Source organism: Paenibacillus sp. ClWae2A, assembly GCF_032452295.1.
Lineage (GTDB): Bacteria > Bacillota > Bacilli > Paenibacillales > Paenibacillaceae > Paenibacillus.
Genome location: NZ_JAULSQ010000002.1, coordinates 817998 through 837896, shown reverse-complemented (window position 1 = coordinate 837896; position 19899 = coordinate 817998). Strand labels below are relative to the sequence as shown.

Genomic DNA, 19899 nt, shown 5'->3' with positions numbered 1-19899 from the left:
GAAAGGAGGTGATTACGATAACCATTCGGGATGCACTATATTTTTCGTATGCAGGCCAAAAATCTGTGGATTTTGGCATCATTAACGTCAATCTTAGCAGTGGTATGTTGGAAGAAAGCTTTGCTCCTACCCGGAGTATTGTGGAAGAGAAAATCAAGGGAAGGGATCAACCTTATTTTATGAGAACTGAGGTTGAACCGCTGCAATTCTCGGTCTCTTTTGCATTTGAAGAGAGTTGGGACTCAGACAAGATCAGGGAAGTGGCGAGATGGTTAACGCAGCATGACTATTATCAGGAATTAACATTTACTACCGAGGAAGGAGTGAACCCTGAAAGGATTTTTTATGCACTCGTAGTAGATGAAGCAACACTTATACACAATGGACTGAGGCAAGGTTACATTACATTGACGTTCAGGTGTGATTCACCGTATGCCTACTCCCCGGTAATGACAACGCGAACGTATGAATGGAAAGACCGGATCTATGAGTGGAAACCGACTTTTCAAACAGGGATAGATTCCAAATCGGTGATTGTGAATTCAGAAGGTCATCTCACCCTAAATACGAACCGACCCAAATGGAGCGATTACCCTAAACATACAACATGGATTGGACTGAACTGAACTGAATTCGGAAAGGAGAGAATTATGTCAACAAATACATCCAAGCTTCAATTAAAAATACCAGCATTTACAGATGAGATAGAGAACACCATTCGAGATTTGGGTGAAAACTTTCAAAAGTTAGACCAGATATCCGATGACTTTGTAACAGACATCCCTATTCGCGGAGACTACCTGCAAAATGCGACATTACGTAATGCCAACTGCGTATATGGCAGTTATTACGGCTGGGTAAACACACGTACGGGGAAAGCTGCTCCCAAATGGGAGAGTGTGCAACCTTACAAAAATGGAGATTACATCGTACCAACGGTGGATAATGGCCATGTGTATCAATGCATCCAGTCCGGTTACTCCGGTTATCGGGAACCTGTTTTCCCAATATCAGAAGGGTCTGAATTTCAGGATATTCGGGCAACGAGTCAATGGGCTTCAACCACTCTGTATCAGAAAAATGATATGGTGCTGCCTTCAATAGATAACGGCAGATACTACATATGTATCCAGGCAGGAGAGTCCGGTGATCAAGAGCCAATATGGACTACGATTGATGGAACAACAACGTATGACAAGAATGCAGTCTGGTCCACCCATCGAATCGCAAAATGGAAAGAAATCGGTTCAGCTGCCTGGTTTCGACCTTTTGGGAAGATTGAGTAGGTGTTTATATGGCTAATTGGCTGTCAGTAACACATCAGAAAGGTCATTATGAATCTCGTCCAATTCAGATTCCTATTGAATCGGGAGGCGTGTTAAGTCGGGTGAGTTGGGTTAGTGAAGCTAGTTCGGAGAGTTCCAGAATTACCGTACAGACGAGAAATTCAATGGATGGAATGGAATGGAGTTCTTGGGAAACGTGCATTAATGATGGAATTGTACCTGGACTGAATGAAGACACAGTGGTCGATCAGCACCATTTTATGTATCGTGTCTTGTTTGATACAAGTGACTTGAGTAAATCACCGGAATTGAAAGAAATCACTTTTTCTTTTGAACCAGTTCTTGTGCTGTTCAATAAAGGAGATCAGGTCTGTAAGCCTGAAATTTGGATTCACAAGCAAGGGAACGGTGATTTTCAGATTGACAATCAGTCTCAGCATGCTGAAGTGTTTCGTTTCAAGAATCTGGTGCATGATGAGGAAGTGTATGTGGATAACGAGAGACAACATATAGAATCCTCTCTTCCCGTAACGTATAGATATAAGGATTTTAACGATCAATTTCTAAGTTTGTCTGTGGGGAAAAATATTTTGCGTGTTCGTGGAGATGCACGAATCCAGTTCAGATATCAATTCAAGTTGTTACAGTAGGAGGTTATATGACTGGAGTAGCTTATAACGGTTCAAGTGTAAGTCAGACAAGTAAAAGTGGGCATGTTACATACGACATTGAAAATTGGGTTCCTACAGAATGGGGAGGCTACTGGACATCAGCTGGTAGTGGAAGCACCAATGCAGTCATAACCTCATCGGGGACAGCATCCAACTCAACGGTATATGTGAACGGACGGGCAGTTACATGTGTGAACGACCCTTCTCCAGATACATGGACCGCAAGTCCTGCTGTACCAACGAGTAATGGTTCAACAAGATATATTAACATACGACCCGCAACATCGGGCAGTGGACAGGGAAGAGTTGCATCAGGGAGTACGACTGTATTTGCAGGAGCTAAAGCCATTGGCAGTGTCGATTCAACAGTTACCACATCATTGGGGACTTCGGCCCGAATCACGACTGGAAGCAGCAATGTATATACAAACTGAGTATTGAACGAAAGGAGGTGAACTATTGTCAAATTTACATACACATATGCAGTATAATGATCCCCTCACAATTATTGCCCGCAAGGGGGATGCAGTAGATCCATTTGTGGATCGGACAGATTCGTTACCTGTTATTAATAGCATGATCACTTTACTTGAAATCCCTTCATCTACCGATAAGGTTGTTATTAGTGGTTTTGTTGAGATTGACCAACATGTATACGAGAAAAAACAAAAGTTGGCAGAGAATGAGTTTCTTGTTCATTATGGCATGGGTACCATTCAATTTCACCCTTCACAAGAAGGGAGGGTTCATCTATGTCGCTATAAAGGTAGAGGACTCATTATGTATCCTGCTTCACGAATCTATGCAATGATTACACGTAATCCGGATGTTATCAAAACATTGCAAGATTTTATAGAAGAATCACAGCGTAAGCTGGATGAGACGCAGCTGGCGATGGAACGAGTAGAAGAAGTCATTCAGCAATCCATAGACCAGACAGGGCAAGCCCGGCGTGCCACGGATCATGCCAACCAGGCAGCAGATGAAGCGTTAGAAGCTGCTAATCGAGCCAAAGATGCCTATAAAACGACTCGACTCGTGTATAAAGGTCCGGTATCGGATCTTCGTGAACTGCGGGACACCTATCCTTTTCCTGAGACAGGCTGGACGGTCCAAACCTACAAGGATGGCAAAAGATATCGTTATGATGGAAACAACTGGATTGAAATTGATATATTTGGCCAGAATTTGCAGGTAGTTAATCCGTATAGAGATGGCTTAATGAGTGTAGCGGAGCATTTGAAGTTAAACGAAATTCCACTGGAAGTCCAAGACCGTGTAATTGTATTCTGCAAAGAGTCTTATGTCTTTAAGGAAGTCATAGGGGTTGTAGCTCCTTTCCCATTTCATGGGGAGATCCTGGATGTGAAGGGTTTTTGTGGTGTCTATGGAGAAACAGAAACAGAGATCAGAATTGAGAAATCCAGAGATCTAATCCACTGGGTGGATATTATGGACTCTCCATTGGAGTTTAATGCACTAGCTCATGTTGACAACAAAAAGGCGAAGTTTAGTAGCAAACAAGTTTCGGCAGGGGATTTATTTCGGATTCAAATTATCAAAGCAGGACTTGATATTCAACATCTTACAATTCAATTAACCATACGAACATAAAAAAAAGGAGATTGATTATAATGACACAACCAATTATTACATGGATGGACGCAACACATAGCAAGGAGATTGTAGCACCGTTTGATTATGGTGTTATTGATGCAGATACCAAAAGTGAAATTCGTATTTTTAATGTGTGGAACAACAAAGGCGGTGCGACAGATGTGTCCAAAATGGAGGACTGCACCTTTACAACGCGGGATATGGATGGGGGCACTGGTGATACGGTTAAATACGATATTGAAGCTGTTAAAAACAACTGGTTTCATGTGCAAGTGGACTCACTTGGGGAGAACGATTTGGATGAAGAGAGCTCTCGTGTAGGCAAGGACTTTTCGAAGCCTATTGGAACTACGGGCAAAACCACGGTGGATTATTCAGGAACACCTTATGCAACACCGCTAGTACCGGGAGCGAAAGAGATTTTGGGAGTCAATAATAATGGAAATCAAGAAGACGCCGCAGGTAACTATGTAACGCTGTCTATTCAATGCGAAGTACCCTTGAATGCTCGTAGTGGTAAACAAGAGTTCAAGAAACGTATCTCCTATCGGTACGTTTAAGAAAAGTTAATGATGCAGACAGGCTATTATAGCCTGTCTTTTTATTTATCTATGAGGAGGAAAAACTGTGATTTTAGGTCAGAAACAGTACTCTCGTTCACCTGTATCTCAAGCTTATATATGGATTGCAGATTATTATGATGGAACGTATCTGAGTGAGTATGATCTTCAGACACAACATCCACACCGCTTTTATGACATCAACAAAGAGAAGTTGGTGTTATTCGGATTGATGGGTCAAGGATCCCAAGTTTATTACAATGTTGCCAATGGGGTCTTCCACATTAATGCTGATCGTTACTCCATATCTTATGAATGTGAGGAGCAGGAGTACCCTTTAACCGGGAGAACGTTTGTATACAATGACATCATCCAATTCAAAAATGGATCCTCAGAAGCGAATATGGCTGGATTTTCAGGGCAAGGGAATTCAGGGGCTTTCAGAAATACGATTGAATGTTTTAACTTTGGTTACAAAAAAACAATGAACCTGAATGATGCACAAATTAATTTCCAATGCGTTTGTTCCCTGCCTCTAAAGGAATCTGTATTCTTTCAAATAAAAATTTCTTCTAACCTGGACTTGCCTGGGCAACTCGTTATTCGTAAAAATGGGTTTGTCATTGATCGAATCATAGCCCCTCTGAAGGCAAATCATGCGGGGATCATTAACTGGGACATTCGTCGAGCTGGATTTTGAGATGAGATAGGTGGTGAGAATATGGAAATTCAAGAAATTGCACTAGATATAGATCTATCTGTAGGTGTTTTTAAAGATACGATAGTTGAGGATCAGAGGTTGAAATTAAGAGAACTGGGTCATGATGCGGACGGGAATTCAATCTATCCTGCTACTGGATCTTGGGGGTCCACCGCGATTCGAATTCAGGATAAGATCGCATCATTTAAAGGTGTGGCTGCAAAGGTAGATGTTGCGGGGGGCGCAGAATACAAGATTTACTGGAGTACATCTGAGGATGGGTTTGAGTGGGGGGCGTATGAGGAAGTTGTAGTAGATGTGACTGCTCCTAAATCTCCTGCCAAGTATGCCAAGGTGAAAATTGAGATTTTTGCTGAGAAGGAATATTCGAATTTCTACATAGATGATTTTAAAGAGAACGGGAAATACAACAACTCCTTTGTTGAAAGCGATTCGGGTTCACTAGGCTTGAAGAGAATATATCAATTGAATATGGAACGAGCATCGGATACTCCAGCAGGGATGGTATTACGTCAAAAGGTTGAAAAAGCGAAATTTAAGAAAGTAGATAGAATCAGAGTGAGTAAGGGGTGATTTTATGGCAGTTCCAGCCACAACAGGGCAGTTGAGAGAGCGTGTGGAGGATATGAAGATTGGGGATTATATCAAATGTGGTGCAATCAGAGGGAGCACAATAGGAAATACTGTTGTGTATAATTTTGGATCAGGCGCTCCTTTGAGTAGTGGAGAAATACCCTTAGATGGCTTAGGTACTACAGCAGGAGTAGGTGGAACGTTTTACTTCATTAAGGTAGACAAGGGGTTGCTCATTTCCGATAGAATGATTTTCAACTCCATCACATGGGATCAACTCAACTCTAAAAATTGGATAGAAGGCGTTGCATTTGAATCGGGTTCGATTCGCTCTTTAAGTGGCGGTGTATTGTATGCAGACTCAAGTGGAAATAAGTCGAACACTGATTTAGGATTTGGAGCATTTCCCGCAATCAACGAGTGGGATAAGTATCTCATTAATTTTCCTGTAGCAAAGATATTATCAGGAAAAAGTTTAGATGATGTTATTCATTATTTAAGCAACTATAGCTGGTGCAAAGAAACACCGAATTATGGCACATGGAGAGACAAGGCTGGAAATTCGACTACAACAGCATCCAATAATCAGCGCATTGGTAGAGGTAGCAATACCAGAGCGCAGTGGAGTGACATAAACTACTCTGCAAGTGGTGGTTCTTATGCCACTTGGGGATTTCGTCCAGTATTTGAATATAGGGAGGTGTAGTAAATGGCAGTATTAGGAGATCAATTAAATAATCCTGAAAGTGGATGGAAGAGGTACGATGATACGAATGACATGATTGTGTACATAGGTACATGGTCAACAGAAACACTTGCTGGAAACTATAATGGAAGTGCAAAGTATACATCGACCAGTGGATCAACAATGAGTTTTACTTTCTATGGAACAAAAATAAGAATTATTGGTGGCTTGTATTCAGGTAGAACGACAACAGTTCAAGTTATTATTGATGGAATAAATGTTGGAATAATCAATGAAGACTCAACAACTTCAAGAACGAAGGCTTTGGTCTTCGAAAAAATTGACCTGTCCCAAGACAAACATGTTGTTCAAATTAAAACAGTAGACAGCAAAACGTTAATCCTTGATGCAATTGATGTAGGCGAAGACGGATATATGACTAGAAGTACTGGAGTTGTTTTAACAGCACCAGATGTAGATTGGAAAAGGTATGATGATGCTGAGCCATTCATAAGCTACACAGGATTTACTCAAAGAAACCATGCCGTTACGGGTACATATGAAGGGAAAACCTCATATAATGCAAATGGATCTTCTGTAGGGGAAGTGGTTTTCTCTTTCGTAGGGACTAAGGTGAGGATTATCTCTTCAACCACCAACACAAGTAGAGCACAGAGCGTGTCTGCTTCTATTGATGGTAATGTTGAGACATTTACAGCGAGAACTGCCACAAATCAAGCACAGACGTTTGTATATGAAAAGATCGGTCTTCCTTACGGAACACATACCGTAAAGATTTTCGGTTTTTACGGAGTCCCTGACGCTGGAGCCGCCGCTTTCGGTCTGGATGCTATTGATATTGATTCAGATGGACGCTTAGTAAGATCTGTTGGATCCGAAGTATCAGCACCCGAAAGTGGGTGGAGGAGGTATGATACGGATAGTTCCGTACAGTTTTTTGGAACAGATTGGAAATCGGTAGCGAATAGTACAGGGCGAGTATTTGAAGGTGGTTCTGTTAAGTATAGTAATGTAGTTGGGAATTATATAATATTTTCCTTTGCAGGAGACAAGCTTAGACTTATTGCAGAGTATGGTAGTGCGTATGATACAAATGTTGAAGTTAGTATCGATGGAGTTGTTGAATATATTAATTTATCAACTACATCTTCTTCTATTCAATATCAACCTCAAAGGATCGCATTTGAAAAATTTGGTTTAACTAATGGGATTCATGAAATTATAGTTAAGAAAGTTAGTGGTACAGGAAATTTTCATATTGATGCTGTTGATATTGGTGAAAATGGATTTATGGTAAGACCTATTGGAATGCAATTGACTACACCAGATGAGGGGTGGAAGAGATATGACGATTCAAGTTCAGAGATAATATATGATGGATGGTTAAGATACCCTACGGGACAAGCTGGCTCCTACAACAATTCATTCAGTGCTTCCAATAATACAGTTAACAAGAAAGTTATCTTTACATTTAAAGGAACTAAGCTCAGATTGATAACTATGACTCATTCAGACTCAACCACTATTGGAAAAATATCTATTGATGGTACTCCTTACGATGTTTCTTTTTATAGTAGTTCGTCTATAAATCAAGTTCTTGTTTTCGAAAAAACGGGGCTTGAAGATTCTCTTCACACAATTGAAATATATTCTCCTGAAGCCAAAAACATCAGAATAGATGCTGTAGACATTGACCTTGATGGACGAATGTTTCATCCTGATGAAGTAACTGATCCGATAGATCTCACTATTGGCAAACGGATTCGCTGTTACTACTCTACAAATAATGGAGTGGTGGGGAATTTTGCGTTCTTTGGTCAAGAGACAGCGCCATTTATTACAACTTCTGCTGGTGCAGGTGGAGACTTGTATTTTATTTGTGTAGACAAAAATCGTGCTGGTCAATTGAAACTTATTGCAGATCGAAACATTCAGCATAGTATTAGTTGGGATACGTTAAATGCAAGCGGTATTGCTTCTGGTAGTGGAGTTCCGCTCCCGAAGAAAGGATACTATGTGAGCATGATTCCAGCAATGACATCCAATACTACTCCCCAAGGTGTAGCGGCGGCAAGCACAACTTACAGTGCATCCCTTGAAGCATGGAAGGCATTTGATAAAAACACCGCAGATGCAGGATGGCTCATGGAGAGTAATAAGTGGAACGGAGCTTGGATTAGCTATACATTCCCACAACCAACAGTTATTAATAAATATGGCATAAAAGGACCGAATTCTAATGCAAGTACGGATAGTGCTAAGAGTTGGAGATTCGAAGGATCTAATGATGGAACTAATTGGACTGTGCTTGACACCAAAACAAATCAACCAGCGTGGTCAACAGGGGAATATCGGGAGTATGTGTTCACGAATAAAGATACTTATAAAACATGTCGCCTAGTATTCAATGCAAATAATGGTGGAGCATACGTTCGAACGATGGCAGTTGACATGTTTCAATTGATCGAAGAAGACTCAATGCCAAGTGTAGACTTATCATTTCTTCGACTCCCTACTGGCGGTATTAATTCTAGTGACAAAGATAACGAGTGGGATATGTACATTGTAAACTCAAGACTGAATGGAACGATCATTGCTGGTGACGACAACGTGTGGAATTATAGTGGTGGATCTTCGTGGACTTCCACAACTAATACCGCTGGTTCGGCTAACAGAACTGGGCGAGGTGCAAGTGGCAATGTAGGAGCAAGTGGATATAATCCAACCTCTTATGTTGCGGCGGCAACTGCTACTGGATTTAGACCATTAATGGCGATTGAAATTCTTCCAATGATCAGATCGTTCATCCATCATGATGGAGCGTATAAGAAACACCAAACGGAAGCTTTAACTTGGAATACAATTTCAGCAACCTTACCATCAGAAGACACTTTTATTAATGACGGAATGAATGATCTATCTGTATTAGATAGAAAAAACGAAGTTTTCGCTCAGACTATGACTGCCAATGGATCGCTAGGATCGGGCAAGATGTACAAAGGAAGTATTGATCTGAAGAAGTACTTTGAAGTAATAAATGTAAGTGTGAAGTAGAGCATACAAGCTTTACTTCTTTTTGTTTTTTTATAATGACTTCATATAGATAGGGGGCACTGATAAAGATATGAGTATATCATGGAGATCATTTACTAGTGTATCTTTAAGCGACAATGATTTAACTGCTACACTACCTACTCATTTACAATCTACCATAGCAACGGGTAATGGAGTGTCTTCAGGCAAATGGTACTGGGAGGTGTTAGTTCAAAGTGCGGGTGCAATAGTAGGTGTAACTAGCATTACAACAGGTGGACAGATATGGAATACCGTGAATCATAGAGGTTACTTTAGTGGCGCGGCAAAGTGGGGAGGAACTTCGGGTACTTCTTATGGAGCCACTTTTGGTTCAGGAGATGTCATAAGCGCACTACTAGATATGGATGCTGGAACAATTGAGTTTTGGAAGAACGGTGTCACACAAGGAGTAGCATTCACTGACGTTAAATCTCTTGGAACAGTTTATCCTTTTTACGGAAACCCAACAGGAACTGGTATACCATCAACTGCAACTGCTAGATTTAAAAGAAAAGCATTCTCCTATCAAGTCCCACAAGGATATCTGCACTATGACATTAAACATAAAATCTTACTTTCATCAGGTGATAAGTATTATTCTATTCTAAACGATGGAATTCAAGAAACAACTTCCATACCTAAAATGACTAGCAATACAACTCCAGAAGGTGAGGTGCTTGTCAGTAACACACCTAATGGAAGTTCTACTATCGGATGGGAATCATTCGATGGAAGTTTAACTAATGGATGGGGGAACAACACTCTACCTACTACTATGCCAAAGTGGATAGGATATAAATTCATAAAACCAAAAGTGATAGTAAAGTACAGGCTTTATGTTACAAACACAACTTATTATCCTCGTAACTATGAATTTCAAGGAAGTAATGATGGTGTTAACTATGACACTCTTCACTCAATTGTTGGAGGGGCTAGTGGTGTATTGGATTATGTTATTCCGAATAGAAAATCTTATATTTATTATAGACTCTATATTACTGTGCTCAGCAATGGTGTAGCATTACCATGTATCTATGAACTTCAAATGTTTGAAATGAAACCATCTTATCTAGTTCAAATGGAGTCCGAAACCGAAACAGATTTTTTGAATCGTGGTGTAGGAGATTTAAATGATTTCAATCAAATTTTAAAAACAAAGAAAAATTTAAAAAAAGGAAATACTGTGCTTGGCTCAGGCAAAACCTTTGAACACACAGTTGATATGTCAAAACGCCGAGTAGATAAAATTACGCTTGGCTAAATTTATGAGGAACACATCTATATGGTGTGTTCTATTTTGTTTTTGGAAGGAGATGGTTGTATGGGGTATATAAAAGATAGTAGTGCGCTTCCTTCGTCAATGACATCTAACACAGGGTCAAATGGAAAAGCTAGTGTGAGCACATTTGCTGATAATTACTTAAACCTTGCCTATAGAGTATTCGATAAAAATACAGGAACCTATTGGCAAGCACAATTTAAGAGTGGTTGGGCTAAATATGAGTTTGATTTACCAATTGTAATTTCCAAATACTCTCTAAGAGCGACAGGTACAATTAATGGCGCACCAAAACAATGGACATTCGAAGGAAGTGATGACAATCAGAATTGGAGTGTTTTAGATAGTCGAACAAACATCACAAATTGGACATCAGGCTTGATTCAGGAGTATGTATTTTCGAACACCATTAAATATAAGTTTTATAGACTCAATATAGTGACCACGAAAGATGACACCGAAAGGATTCAATTGAGTGAGATTGATATGTTTGAGTTGGTTTATTATGATAAATTCTTGATTTCATCTGAAGATAAGTATTACAGCTTCGAAACAACTGATCCAACAAAAAACCTCATCCCTGTCATGACATCTAATAATGCACCATCTGGAGTTGCAAGTGCAAGTAGCTATTATACCGCAACTGATTTCCAGCCATGGCAATCATTTAGTGGCACAAGTACACTGTATTGGGTTGGAAGGCAGGGAGAAGTAACAGGGTGGCTAAGATATGACTTCAACGAACCTCGTGTTATTAATGTTTACTCTATGACAGCATCAGGATTTTCTAATGGAGCACAACCTAAAGACTGGACTTTTGAGGGAAGCGATGACGGATTAAATTGGATTGTTTTAGACAAAAGAGTCAATCAGACAAACTGGGTATTTTACACTGAGGTGAGAACGTTTGAGTTTAAAAACGCCAAAGCGTATAAATCATACAGAATCAATGTCTCTAGCAATAACGGTAATACAGTATATCTTGCTATCGCTCAAGTAAAAATGATGGAGAGAAGTATGAAGATGTATGAAATGCCAGTGTCAGAAGCTATTTATTTAGGGCATGGTATGAACAAGGCACTGGAGATTAAATTGGAAGACTTTATTGCCATTAAGAAGTTTGTTGTTAATCAGAATACAGCACTAGGATCAGGCAAACTCTTCAGGCAAAAAATCGATAGGTCAAAGCATAGAGCAAAAAAAATTATATTAGGGTAAAGAAATAGGGCACATCTAAATGACGTGTTCTATTTCTTCTTTTTTGAGAGGGGAAGGATAACTAGATGAATTACACAGAAAATTTAATACCCAAAATGACATCAGATACCGCTCCAAGCGGCAAGGCTTTTGCAAGTAGTTTTAATCTGAATGGTGCGTTTATGGCATTCGATAATTCTGATACCTATGGATTCATGAGTGGGAATGGTAGTGTTGGACATCTTGGATATGAATTTGTGAACTCTGCTAGAATTGGAAAGTACATTGTTAGAAGTTTATCTGCAACTTATTTCCCCCAAATGCCTAAAAACTGGACTTTTGAAGGGTCTAATGATGGTGTTAGTTGGACTGTTCTCGATACACAATCTAATCAAATATGGACAACTCCAAATACAGATAAAGAATATATTATTGAATACAAGAAAGTTAAAAGTTACAAAACATATAGGTTAAACTGGTCAGCTAACAATAGGGGGGCGCAAGTTGTAATAAATGAATTGAAAATGTTTGGGGTCGGCTATGTTAATAAATTCTTGATTTCATCAGAAGATAAGTATTATTCAGTTTCAACCTTAAAATATAGCGACAATACTGTCATTCCACAGATGACATCTAATACTGCTCCTTCTGGTATCGCAAGTGCAAGTAACACGAATAACCCATCATTTCCTTATAGAGCATTTGACGGAGATATTGGTGGGACATGGTATGCAACAGCATCTTTTCCAATAACTTTACAGTATGAGTTTACTCAGTCTAGAGTTATTGGGAAGTATTCATTGCTTGGATATACCGCTGAAAACAATTCTAAATCATGGACATTTGAAGGTTCGAATGATGGGGTAAAATGGACGATTTTAGATGAGCAAGAAAATCAGACGAATTGGACAGTTGGAGAGGTTAGAAGCTTCTCATTCAAAAATACAGCCAGTTTTAAGATATATAGAATTAATATAAATAGTAATAATGGCGGTAGTTTAATACAGGTTGCAGAATTGTTAATGTACGAAATATTAGAACAACCAAAAATGAAGTTTTTAGATACTATGTCAGAATCAAATTTCTTGAGTTATGGGCATAACGTGAGAGATGAAATCGATATGCATTTCGAGTTAAGTGAACGTTCTTTTCAGAACAGCAACACCAGCATATTAGGTTCGGGAAAAGTCTTCAAGCAAAAAATAGATACATCAAAAACACCAATCAAGAAAGCATCAATCACATAGTTATGTAAAATGATTGTTTGATTTAGAATTTAGAAAGGAGATGAAGTAATGGCTTTTTACATTAAGACTGAGGCTTTAAACAATGGCGGTATAGGATTGGTTTGGAATGTAAAACTCAAATCTAAATCTTCTGGTCAATATCTCCCATTAGATTTGAGTAATATATATAGTCATAATATGGATCAAAGAGTAGCAAATATGGGCTTGTTATTTACGAGTACCTCCGAACCTCCATACTATAATGGAGGTGGAAAAGGATATTATATTTTCAAATTCGAATACATTGGATCTTTCGCACTTGAATTAACTGACTGGTCTAATACTACTTTTGGTAAGTCGTATAACATTTATTTTAGTACTGATGATGTAGACTATAGACTTATTGCTTCCAACACAGCTAATGGAGCGTCAAAAGTGTTTTCTGTTGATATTGAACTAATCTTCAAAAGTACACTTGTAAAAGATAATCAAGGATATAAGTCATTTGATAATAATACTTGGAGTATAGTCAGTTTAGACTCACCTACAGAACAGCAGTATTTGAATAATGGCATTAAAGACATCTCTATCATACCTGAATCCGCATGGTCACAACTTCAAGGAGAAGTGGAACTATGCTACTATACGGATGACATCACAAAAACAGAAGCATTCTTCAACATCGAAACCAATCCTTTTACTCTTGAAGAGGAGTGGGCAGACAAGGATATTGAAGTACTGTATTATACTGATGATCCAACGGCAACAGAATCAGTGGTTACAATTGAAACTGACCCCTTCACCCTAGCCGAAGAATGGGAAGATAAAGAGATTAAAATCATTGAATACACTGATGACCCGAACCAAACCGAATCAACGATTACAATCGAAACCGAACCGTTTACCCTCTACGACGAGTTGGGTGATAGTGTGGATGTTCTATACTACACGGATGATCCATCCAAAACTTCAGCGGAACTGAATATCACGGCCAACTACTCCCCATTGGATGAACTTGAGGGAGATTTTGACGTGGTTACGTGGACGAATGATGAAGAGGTTATTGCCGGTAATCGGGACATGATGCTAACGTATGACGCGCTACCGTTTGAACAATTAATTGTGCAACCAACAGACATAGCGTTATATGGAGACGTGAAAAAGGTTGTCGCTACGAAAGTAACGGAGAACAGTCCGGAAGGTATATTAAGAATGGCTGCTTCGTTCGATTCGGGGCTCACATGGAAGACATACCGTTTCAACAAGTGGCTTGATCTGGATATCCAGGATACAACCTTATTCAAAAGAAAAGGAATGAATCTGGACACACTCAACGCCATCCCTGAAAAGGATCTAATAGCTTTAACACGAATCGCCTATTACTTCGAGAGTAGTAAGCATTATGAAAACAGCTACTCGCTTGACGAAGTGAAGATGGTCGTTGATGCACCACGACATGCAGTGGAGATTAGAGATATGTCACTGCAACTGTTAAACACCACAGCCACAATCGACCTGACCTTTTCTGGTAACAAACTTACAGGTGTGCTGGATGATGCAGATCAGGGCAAGGTTAAGTACCGCGTGTTGCTGAACGGTAAAACGTATTATCCGGCGGATGGCAATTTTACGCGACTAGCAGCTTCACCATTCAATATTGAACTCAATATTGACGAGAGAAATGTTAATTTTGGCGTAGAGAATATATTGAAGGTTGAATTTCAGGACTATTGGGGTGCCGTAGACTCCTGGGAAACCAAGTTTATCGGATCGTACTCAGGATTAATGTTTATGGATGAGTCGGGAGACTTTCTGTCAGATACCTTTGGCGGTATTTTAAAACAACTTGATTATGGGGTGATCATTGCTGGACAGACGACGTTAACAAAGAAAGTTAGAATCAAAAACTTGCTTGGATATGCTGTGGATCATGTTTACCTGGAGATGGATAAGAAATTCGAAACGGATGGTGTTGAAGTCCAATTATCCAGACAGGCCGATCCGTTTCTTCCGATCGATTATCTGACCTATGGTCTGATTCAACCTGAGGATAGCATCGATTTTTATATTCGTATCGCAACGGATATTCATGCCAAGCCGAATCCTAATGGTAATTTTGAAATGAAGGTCACAGCAGACCGGGTGTAGCTCTCAATACAATGAGACAGGAAGTGAGTGGAATTAATAACGGGGAGACTCTATTAGATAGTTATATACATATTAAAAGTCCAGAAAATCGTTTTACAGCAAAGTATATTCTGTACAATCAGGTGGATGAAGAACTGCCTTCGGTCCTAATAGCTGCTACAAGAAAAATTAGCGAGATCGTCTCCAATGTATCCGTACGTGTCAGACGGTCAGAGGAATTAAGCAATTCGCTATATGTGATGTACAGGTCGCAAGGAGATCTGAGCGCAACCATTCAAGCGGCATCCAAAGTTGATCTTGAAGGCATGTTGTACGTTCGACCACATAACCGTGCACACGGCAAATATGAATTACTGGAAGCACCGCGTGTGACTGTTAACCTGAAGCCTGTTGCTGATGCAACCACACGAAGTCAAACTCACTTGCAGACGCTCAACTTTGGTGATACACAGCGTATGATGATCGGCAGAGACGAGATGGAGCAATTCGAATCATTTATACATTTCGGTGATCTGGATACCAGAATACCTGATCTGTTATATCTGGAAGAAGCTAAATTGAGGTTATATTACACAGGAACCCTGGCACCTGAAGCACACATTGAGCTGCATCAGCCTGATACACTGTGGCGTGAGTACGGGATTACGTATGCGAACAGACCTCAGTCCATTCAGCTCTTATCGTCCAGTTATATCATCGATACGACTGAACGTTATGTTGAGTTTGATATGATGGCATTACTCCAAATGTGGAGAGAAGGTATTCTTTCGAATGTAGGAATGATTATTCAGTCTAGCGGTAACACACCGATTTATTTCAACACTCGTGAGTCTTCCAAACCACCTGTTTTGCAGATTAGATATATCACTTCTCAAATCTATTCCATCGGTCGAACCGAAATTGAAAGTGAAATTTTTATTTATGGTGCAGGTCGCAAGGATATAGCTTCAACGTTAGTTGTACACAGTGATATTGGGCTGGACTGGCTCAAATCTCAGTTGTACGTCCACCGTTATGAGGATCACATGCATCATGATATACCTCAAGTAATCGCAGTCAGCCGTCCGGACCTGGATGTAGATCTGACAATAGCTAAACGTATAGATGCGGAACTGGATTCGAACATTTCTATTGCTGAGAGTAGGACGGAAGAGAAGGAAACATGGGTTGCCGTTTCTAAGCCCGAGCTTCATTCGCAGTTCATTACTGCTATACGAACAACTAAGGATACAGACGGTAATCTTGCCGTTAGAACAGGTCTGGACGACGAAAAAACTGTAGAAATCACAGTGTCTCATCCTGACTTTCCTTCAGTTATTACGGTAGATAGACAAATGTCTCTGGTCAGTACGTTAACGATATCACAGTTGTTCGATGATGGACGGGAGACTAGTTTAATTGTATCCATACCTGATCTTCATGCTTCATTGGAAGTCTCCAATTATATAAAAGCAACTTCGACGTTGGGGTCTTTGCTTACGGTCATGTACGACGGTGATTCGACTGTGATTTCGGAGATTAAGGTTAATAAGCCTGATCTGAATAGTGTTCTTCAAGTCAGAGCATTAGATCATGATGAGAGGGCAGGCACTCTTGAGATTCCTTATTTGGAAGAACAGCCTGGACAGCTGTATATCTCCAGACCTGATGTGCTTTCCAGCATTGAAGTCAAGTATGCAGATGTCTTGAATGCACATATTAGTATCAAGGAAAGAGAATACTTGGATGGTTATCTTCAGGTAAGAGAGTGGAAGGATATGCATTCTACGGTAGATGTGAGACAGATTTTCGATATGGCTACTGAACTGACAATTTCGAAGCCTGATCTGGCCGCGTATATCCTACCAAGAGTTATTGCGAATGAGGAGTTAGATTCAATCGCAAGTATCCGTAAACGGGATGCCAGTGATTTAGTGACCACAGTGATTGTGAAGAGTCCAGGGAATCAAGCCTATTTTTACATTCTATAAAATGAGTACATCATCAAAGAGGGCATTGGCCCTCTTTTTTTTGCGTTTAGGCTCTTGCTCAACTCTAAGCATCTGTACTTTATTGTGTAACAGTCGTCTTCTCGTTATGATACAATATGTTCATCACATATTAAGGAATGAAGACCATGCGTCAAGAGGACAGCGTATTTGAACAGATTATGAAGCAGAAGAGATTGAAGCGTATCAAGCCTGAAACTAAAAAACTTCAAGTACTACATAAAAAGAAACTAGCTCAGGAGCAATTAAGTGAATTGGATGTCCAGTTCAAACAGACGGTAGCTGAATCAATAGATCGAAGTGCACTTCATAGACGTGTACTGGGAATTAGAAGAGAGTTAACAGAGATAAGGCGATTAAAGAATGATGAGCATACGTTTTAAGGTAGGCCTGATTTGACTCACCTTGGGTGAGGTGGCTTTTTAGTATGGAGTTTATTCTCTGCGTTGTAATCTCTGACATCTAATCCTATAGACCTACTCCTTTTGGCATGGTATGATGATTCCATAATTTAGGAAACGAGGTCTACGTATGAAGAAGTTGGTTTTATCGTTTTTAGCCTTATTAATATGTATCATTTCAACTACATATGCACCCGCACCAGCGACAGCAGCTACTAAGTATGATTTCAAAAACGTAAATTGGGGCATGACTGTTAATCAGGTTAAAAAGAAAGAAAAATCAAAGATATTGGAAACAGTAAAGAGTAAAGATTTCACCTACTTAGTTTATAAAACAAAAGGATTTAGGAAGAATGCGAATTTGTATTACTTGTTTTACAAAAACAAATTAGTCCGTGCAATGTATGTGTTTGACCCAAACAATACAAATGGAACTACAAGGGACTTGATTAGTGAATATTTCAGTTTAAAGCGAGATCTCTTTGATACATATGAGGGATCTATTAACAACAGAGACATTCTTAATCGGAGCGGCAAGCGTGTTACTCCATATGAAGGCGAAGAGAAAGATTTGGCTGCTGGAAAGATAAGCTACCAATGCTATTGGATAGTAGATAAGAAAAAAACACATATTAGTCTTTCCCTCTCTATCTTTGGAAGCTTCTTAATTAATCGAGTAATCTACAGCGACAACTCTCTGGACTTTGATATCGATGAACTAATGGATTCTATGTAAAGTGTAGGTTAAATCAGTGAAGGAGCTGCCTCATTTCTGAGGTAGCTTTTTATTTTCGAATTAAGCATATCCCTCCTATCTAAGTCTGCGAAGAGAATTACCAACATTGTATCCGAACTGTAAGTACCTACATTTTCTCAAACACGGCAGGTGTCCACACGACAATCCAGAATGAGGCATACAATTATCGTGACCTGTGGAAGAGGAGGTGGATCGGGAAATTATGGTGACGATGGAGCCTATTGTAGTTGGAGAACATGTATTGGTTGGGGTAGAAGTCAAGCTGCCCAAAACAACGTTGTTGACCATTAACACATCCAAAGGATATATCATGTGCGGAGCACTCGACGTGGGATTACTTAATGAGAAGCTCGGGGATCGCAAAATTATTGCGGCTCGGGCGGTTGGTGTGCGTACACTGGAGCAATTGTTGCATGCACCTATGGAGTCGGTGACAACAGAAGCCGAGGCCATAGGCATTACGGTTGGTATGACGGGTGTAGAGGCTTTGTTGAAAATGATCTAAGCACTAACAAAAGGGCTCCCCATATGGGAAGCCCTTATTTAACGTCGTAATACAGAGCCTGGCACATCGTAGCTCCCACCTCTATACACACGAACGCTTCTCATTAAATTAAGCTTCTTCCTTCGCGAACAAGGCAGCCAGATTTTCTTGGAAAGGTGCGCGAACAACGCCTTTTTCCGTGATAATAGCTGTTACATATTCGTTAGGCGTTACATCAAATGCCGGATTGTATACTTTAACACCTTGCGGTGCTGTACGTTTGCCAAATCCTTCGGTCACTTCCTCCGCAGCACGTTCCTCAATGGGAATCAGGTCTCCGGATGGAGTAGACAAGTCGATGGTTGACAATGGGCTTGCTACATAGAACGGAATATTGTGAGCCTTGGCAAGCACGGCCACGCTGTAGGTTCCGATCTTGTTAGCTACGTCACCGTTCGCTGCAACACGGTCTGTTCCGACGATAACGGCTTGAATCCAACCTTTGGACATGACCATGCCTGCCATGTTATCACAGAGCAGCGTAACGTCAATGCCAGCCTGCTGTAGCTCAAATGCAGTCAGGCGTGCACCTTGAAGTACAGGACGAGTCTCGTCTGCAAATACTTTCAGGTGAATGCCACGTTCCTGTGCAAGATACATTGGAGCGGTTGCCGTACCATATTTCGCTGTAGCTAGTCCACCTGCATTACAGTGAGTGAGAACTCCCATGCCATCTTCGAACAATGGCAGTGCATTCTCGCCGATCATGCGGCATACTTCTTCATCTTCCTTCTGAATCAACAGAGCTTCTAATTCAAGAGCAGCATTGCCCTCTTCCAGGCTCAGACCGGATTCAACGACCACATTTGCTCTTTGCATCATGCGATCCAGCGCCCAGAACAGGTTCACCGCTGTTGGACGGGAAGTAGCGAGATGAGCACATATGGATTTTACGTGATCCAACCAACCTTGAATGGTTGTTCCATCGTATGATTTGGCACCTAATACAACACCAAATGCAGCAGCAATACCAATCGCTGGAGCACCGCGTACTTTCATGGAGTGGATGGATTCCCATACTTCCTCGGGTGTATACAGTTTCAACATGAGGATCGTTTCGGGCAGCAGACGCTGGTCAAGCATTTCAAGCTTATCCTTTTTCCAGATGAGAGAGGACAGAGGCTGATATTCAGGGGTTGTCATGGATGGT

At 40.3% G+C, this 19899-nt stretch carries 19 protein-coding genes; 18 read left to right on the top strand and 1 reads right to left on the bottom strand.

Annotated elements, in window-relative coordinates:
• The first annotated feature begins 8 nt into the window (after positions 1-8).
• From QVE09_RS09950 to QVE09_RS09865, 18 genes are all read left to right on the top strand, one after another.
• On the top strand, positions 9-626 hold the full coding sequence (locus QVE09_RS09950; RefSeq protein ID WP_315936684.1) for a distal tail protein Dit: 618 nt from the start codon (positions 9-11) through the stop codon (positions 624-626).
• Between the two features lie 24 nt (positions 627-650).
• Positions 651-1286, top strand: a complete 636-nt coding sequence (locus QVE09_RS09945; protein ID WP_315936683.1) for a hypothetical protein — start codon at positions 651-653, stop codon at positions 1284-1286.
• 8 nt (positions 1287-1294) lie between these two features.
• Complete coding sequence (locus QVE09_RS09940; RefSeq protein WP_315936682.1) at positions 1295-1936, top strand: phage tail domain-containing protein; 642 nt, start codon at positions 1295-1297, stop codon at positions 1934-1936.
• A gap of 8 nt (positions 1937-1944) precedes the next feature.
• The gene (locus QVE09_RS09935) at positions 1945-2391 is read left to right on the top strand and encodes a hypothetical protein (protein WP_315936681.1); all 447 of its coding nucleotides are present in this window, start codon (positions 1945-1947) and stop codon (positions 2389-2391) included.
• Between the two features lie 25 nt (positions 2392-2416).
• Positions 2417-3571, top strand: a complete 1155-nt coding sequence (locus tag QVE09_RS09930; RefSeq protein ID WP_315936680.1) for a hypothetical protein — start codon at positions 2417-2419, stop codon at positions 3569-3571.
• A gap of 20 nt (positions 3572-3591) precedes the next feature.
• Positions 3592-4134, top strand: coding sequence for a hypothetical protein (locus QVE09_RS09925; RefSeq protein WP_315936679.1), 543 nt, complete (start codon positions 3592-3594; stop codon positions 4132-4134).
• A 67-nt stretch (positions 4135-4201) separates the two neighbouring features.
• On the top strand, positions 4202-4834 hold the full coding sequence (locus QVE09_RS09920; protein WP_315936678.1) for a hypothetical protein: 633 nt from the start codon (positions 4202-4204) through the stop codon (positions 4832-4834).
• Positions 4835-4855: 21 nt separating this feature from the next.
• Positions 4856-5428, top strand: a complete 573-nt coding sequence (locus QVE09_RS09915; protein WP_315936677.1) for a hypothetical protein — start codon at positions 4856-4858, stop codon at positions 5426-5428.
• Between the two features lie 4 nt (positions 5429-5432).
• Positions 5433-6134, top strand: coding sequence for a hypothetical protein (locus QVE09_RS09910; RefSeq protein WP_315936676.1), 702 nt, complete (start codon positions 5433-5435; stop codon positions 6132-6134).
• A 3-nt stretch (positions 6135-6137) separates the two neighbouring features.
• On the top strand, positions 6138-9188 hold the full coding sequence (locus QVE09_RS09905; protein ID WP_315936675.1) for a discoidin domain-containing protein: 3051 nt from the start codon (positions 6138-6140) through the stop codon (positions 9186-9188).
• 70 nt (positions 9189-9258) lie between these two features.
• Positions 9259-10470, top strand: a complete 1212-nt coding sequence (locus QVE09_RS09900) for an SPRY domain-containing protein (RefSeq protein ID WP_315936674.1) — start codon at positions 9259-9261, stop codon at positions 10468-10470.
• 60 nt (positions 10471-10530) lie between these two features.
• Positions 10531-11706, top strand: coding sequence for a discoidin domain-containing protein (locus tag QVE09_RS09895; RefSeq protein ID WP_315936673.1), 1176 nt, complete (start codon positions 10531-10533; stop codon positions 11704-11706).
• A 65-nt stretch (positions 11707-11771) separates the two neighbouring features.
• Positions 11772-12932, top strand: a complete 1161-nt coding sequence (locus QVE09_RS09890) for a discoidin domain-containing protein (RefSeq protein WP_315936672.1) — start codon at positions 11772-11774, stop codon at positions 12930-12932.
• A 414-nt stretch (positions 12933-13346) separates the two neighbouring features.
• Entirely contained in the window at positions 13347-15059 is a 1713-nt protein-coding gene (locus QVE09_RS09885) for a hypothetical protein (RefSeq protein WP_315936671.1), read from the top strand.
• An 11-nt stretch (positions 15060-15070) separates the two neighbouring features.
• Entirely contained in the window at positions 15071-17029 is a 1959-nt protein-coding gene (locus QVE09_RS09880) for a CBM96 family carbohydrate-binding protein (protein WP_315936670.1), read from the top strand.
• A gap of 146 nt (positions 17030-17175) precedes the next feature.
• Positions 17176-17430 (top strand): hypothetical protein, encoded by a 255-nt coding sequence (locus tag QVE09_RS09875; protein WP_315936669.1) that lies wholly within the window; start codon positions 17176-17178, stop codon positions 17428-17430.
• A 148-nt stretch (positions 17431-17578) separates the two neighbouring features.
• Positions 17579-18184, top strand: coding sequence for a hypothetical protein (locus tag QVE09_RS09870; protein ID WP_315936668.1), 606 nt, complete (start codon positions 17579-17581; stop codon positions 18182-18184).
• 223 nt (positions 18185-18407) lie between these two features.
• Positions 18408-18710 (top strand): YunC family protein, encoded by a 303-nt coding sequence (locus QVE09_RS09865; RefSeq protein ID WP_076252362.1) that lies wholly within the window; start codon positions 18408-18410, stop codon positions 18708-18710.
• A gap of 108 nt (positions 18711-18818) precedes the next feature.
• Here QVE09_RS09865 and mtnA read toward each other — a convergent pair whose 3' ends face one another.
• Positions 18819-19892: an S-methyl-5-thioribose-1-phosphate isomerase gene (gene mtnA, locus QVE09_RS09860; RefSeq protein WP_315936667.1), complete on the bottom strand. Its 1074-nt coding sequence runs from the start codon at positions 19890-19892 to the stop codon at positions 18819-18821.
• Positions 19893-19899: the final 7 nt, after the last annotated feature.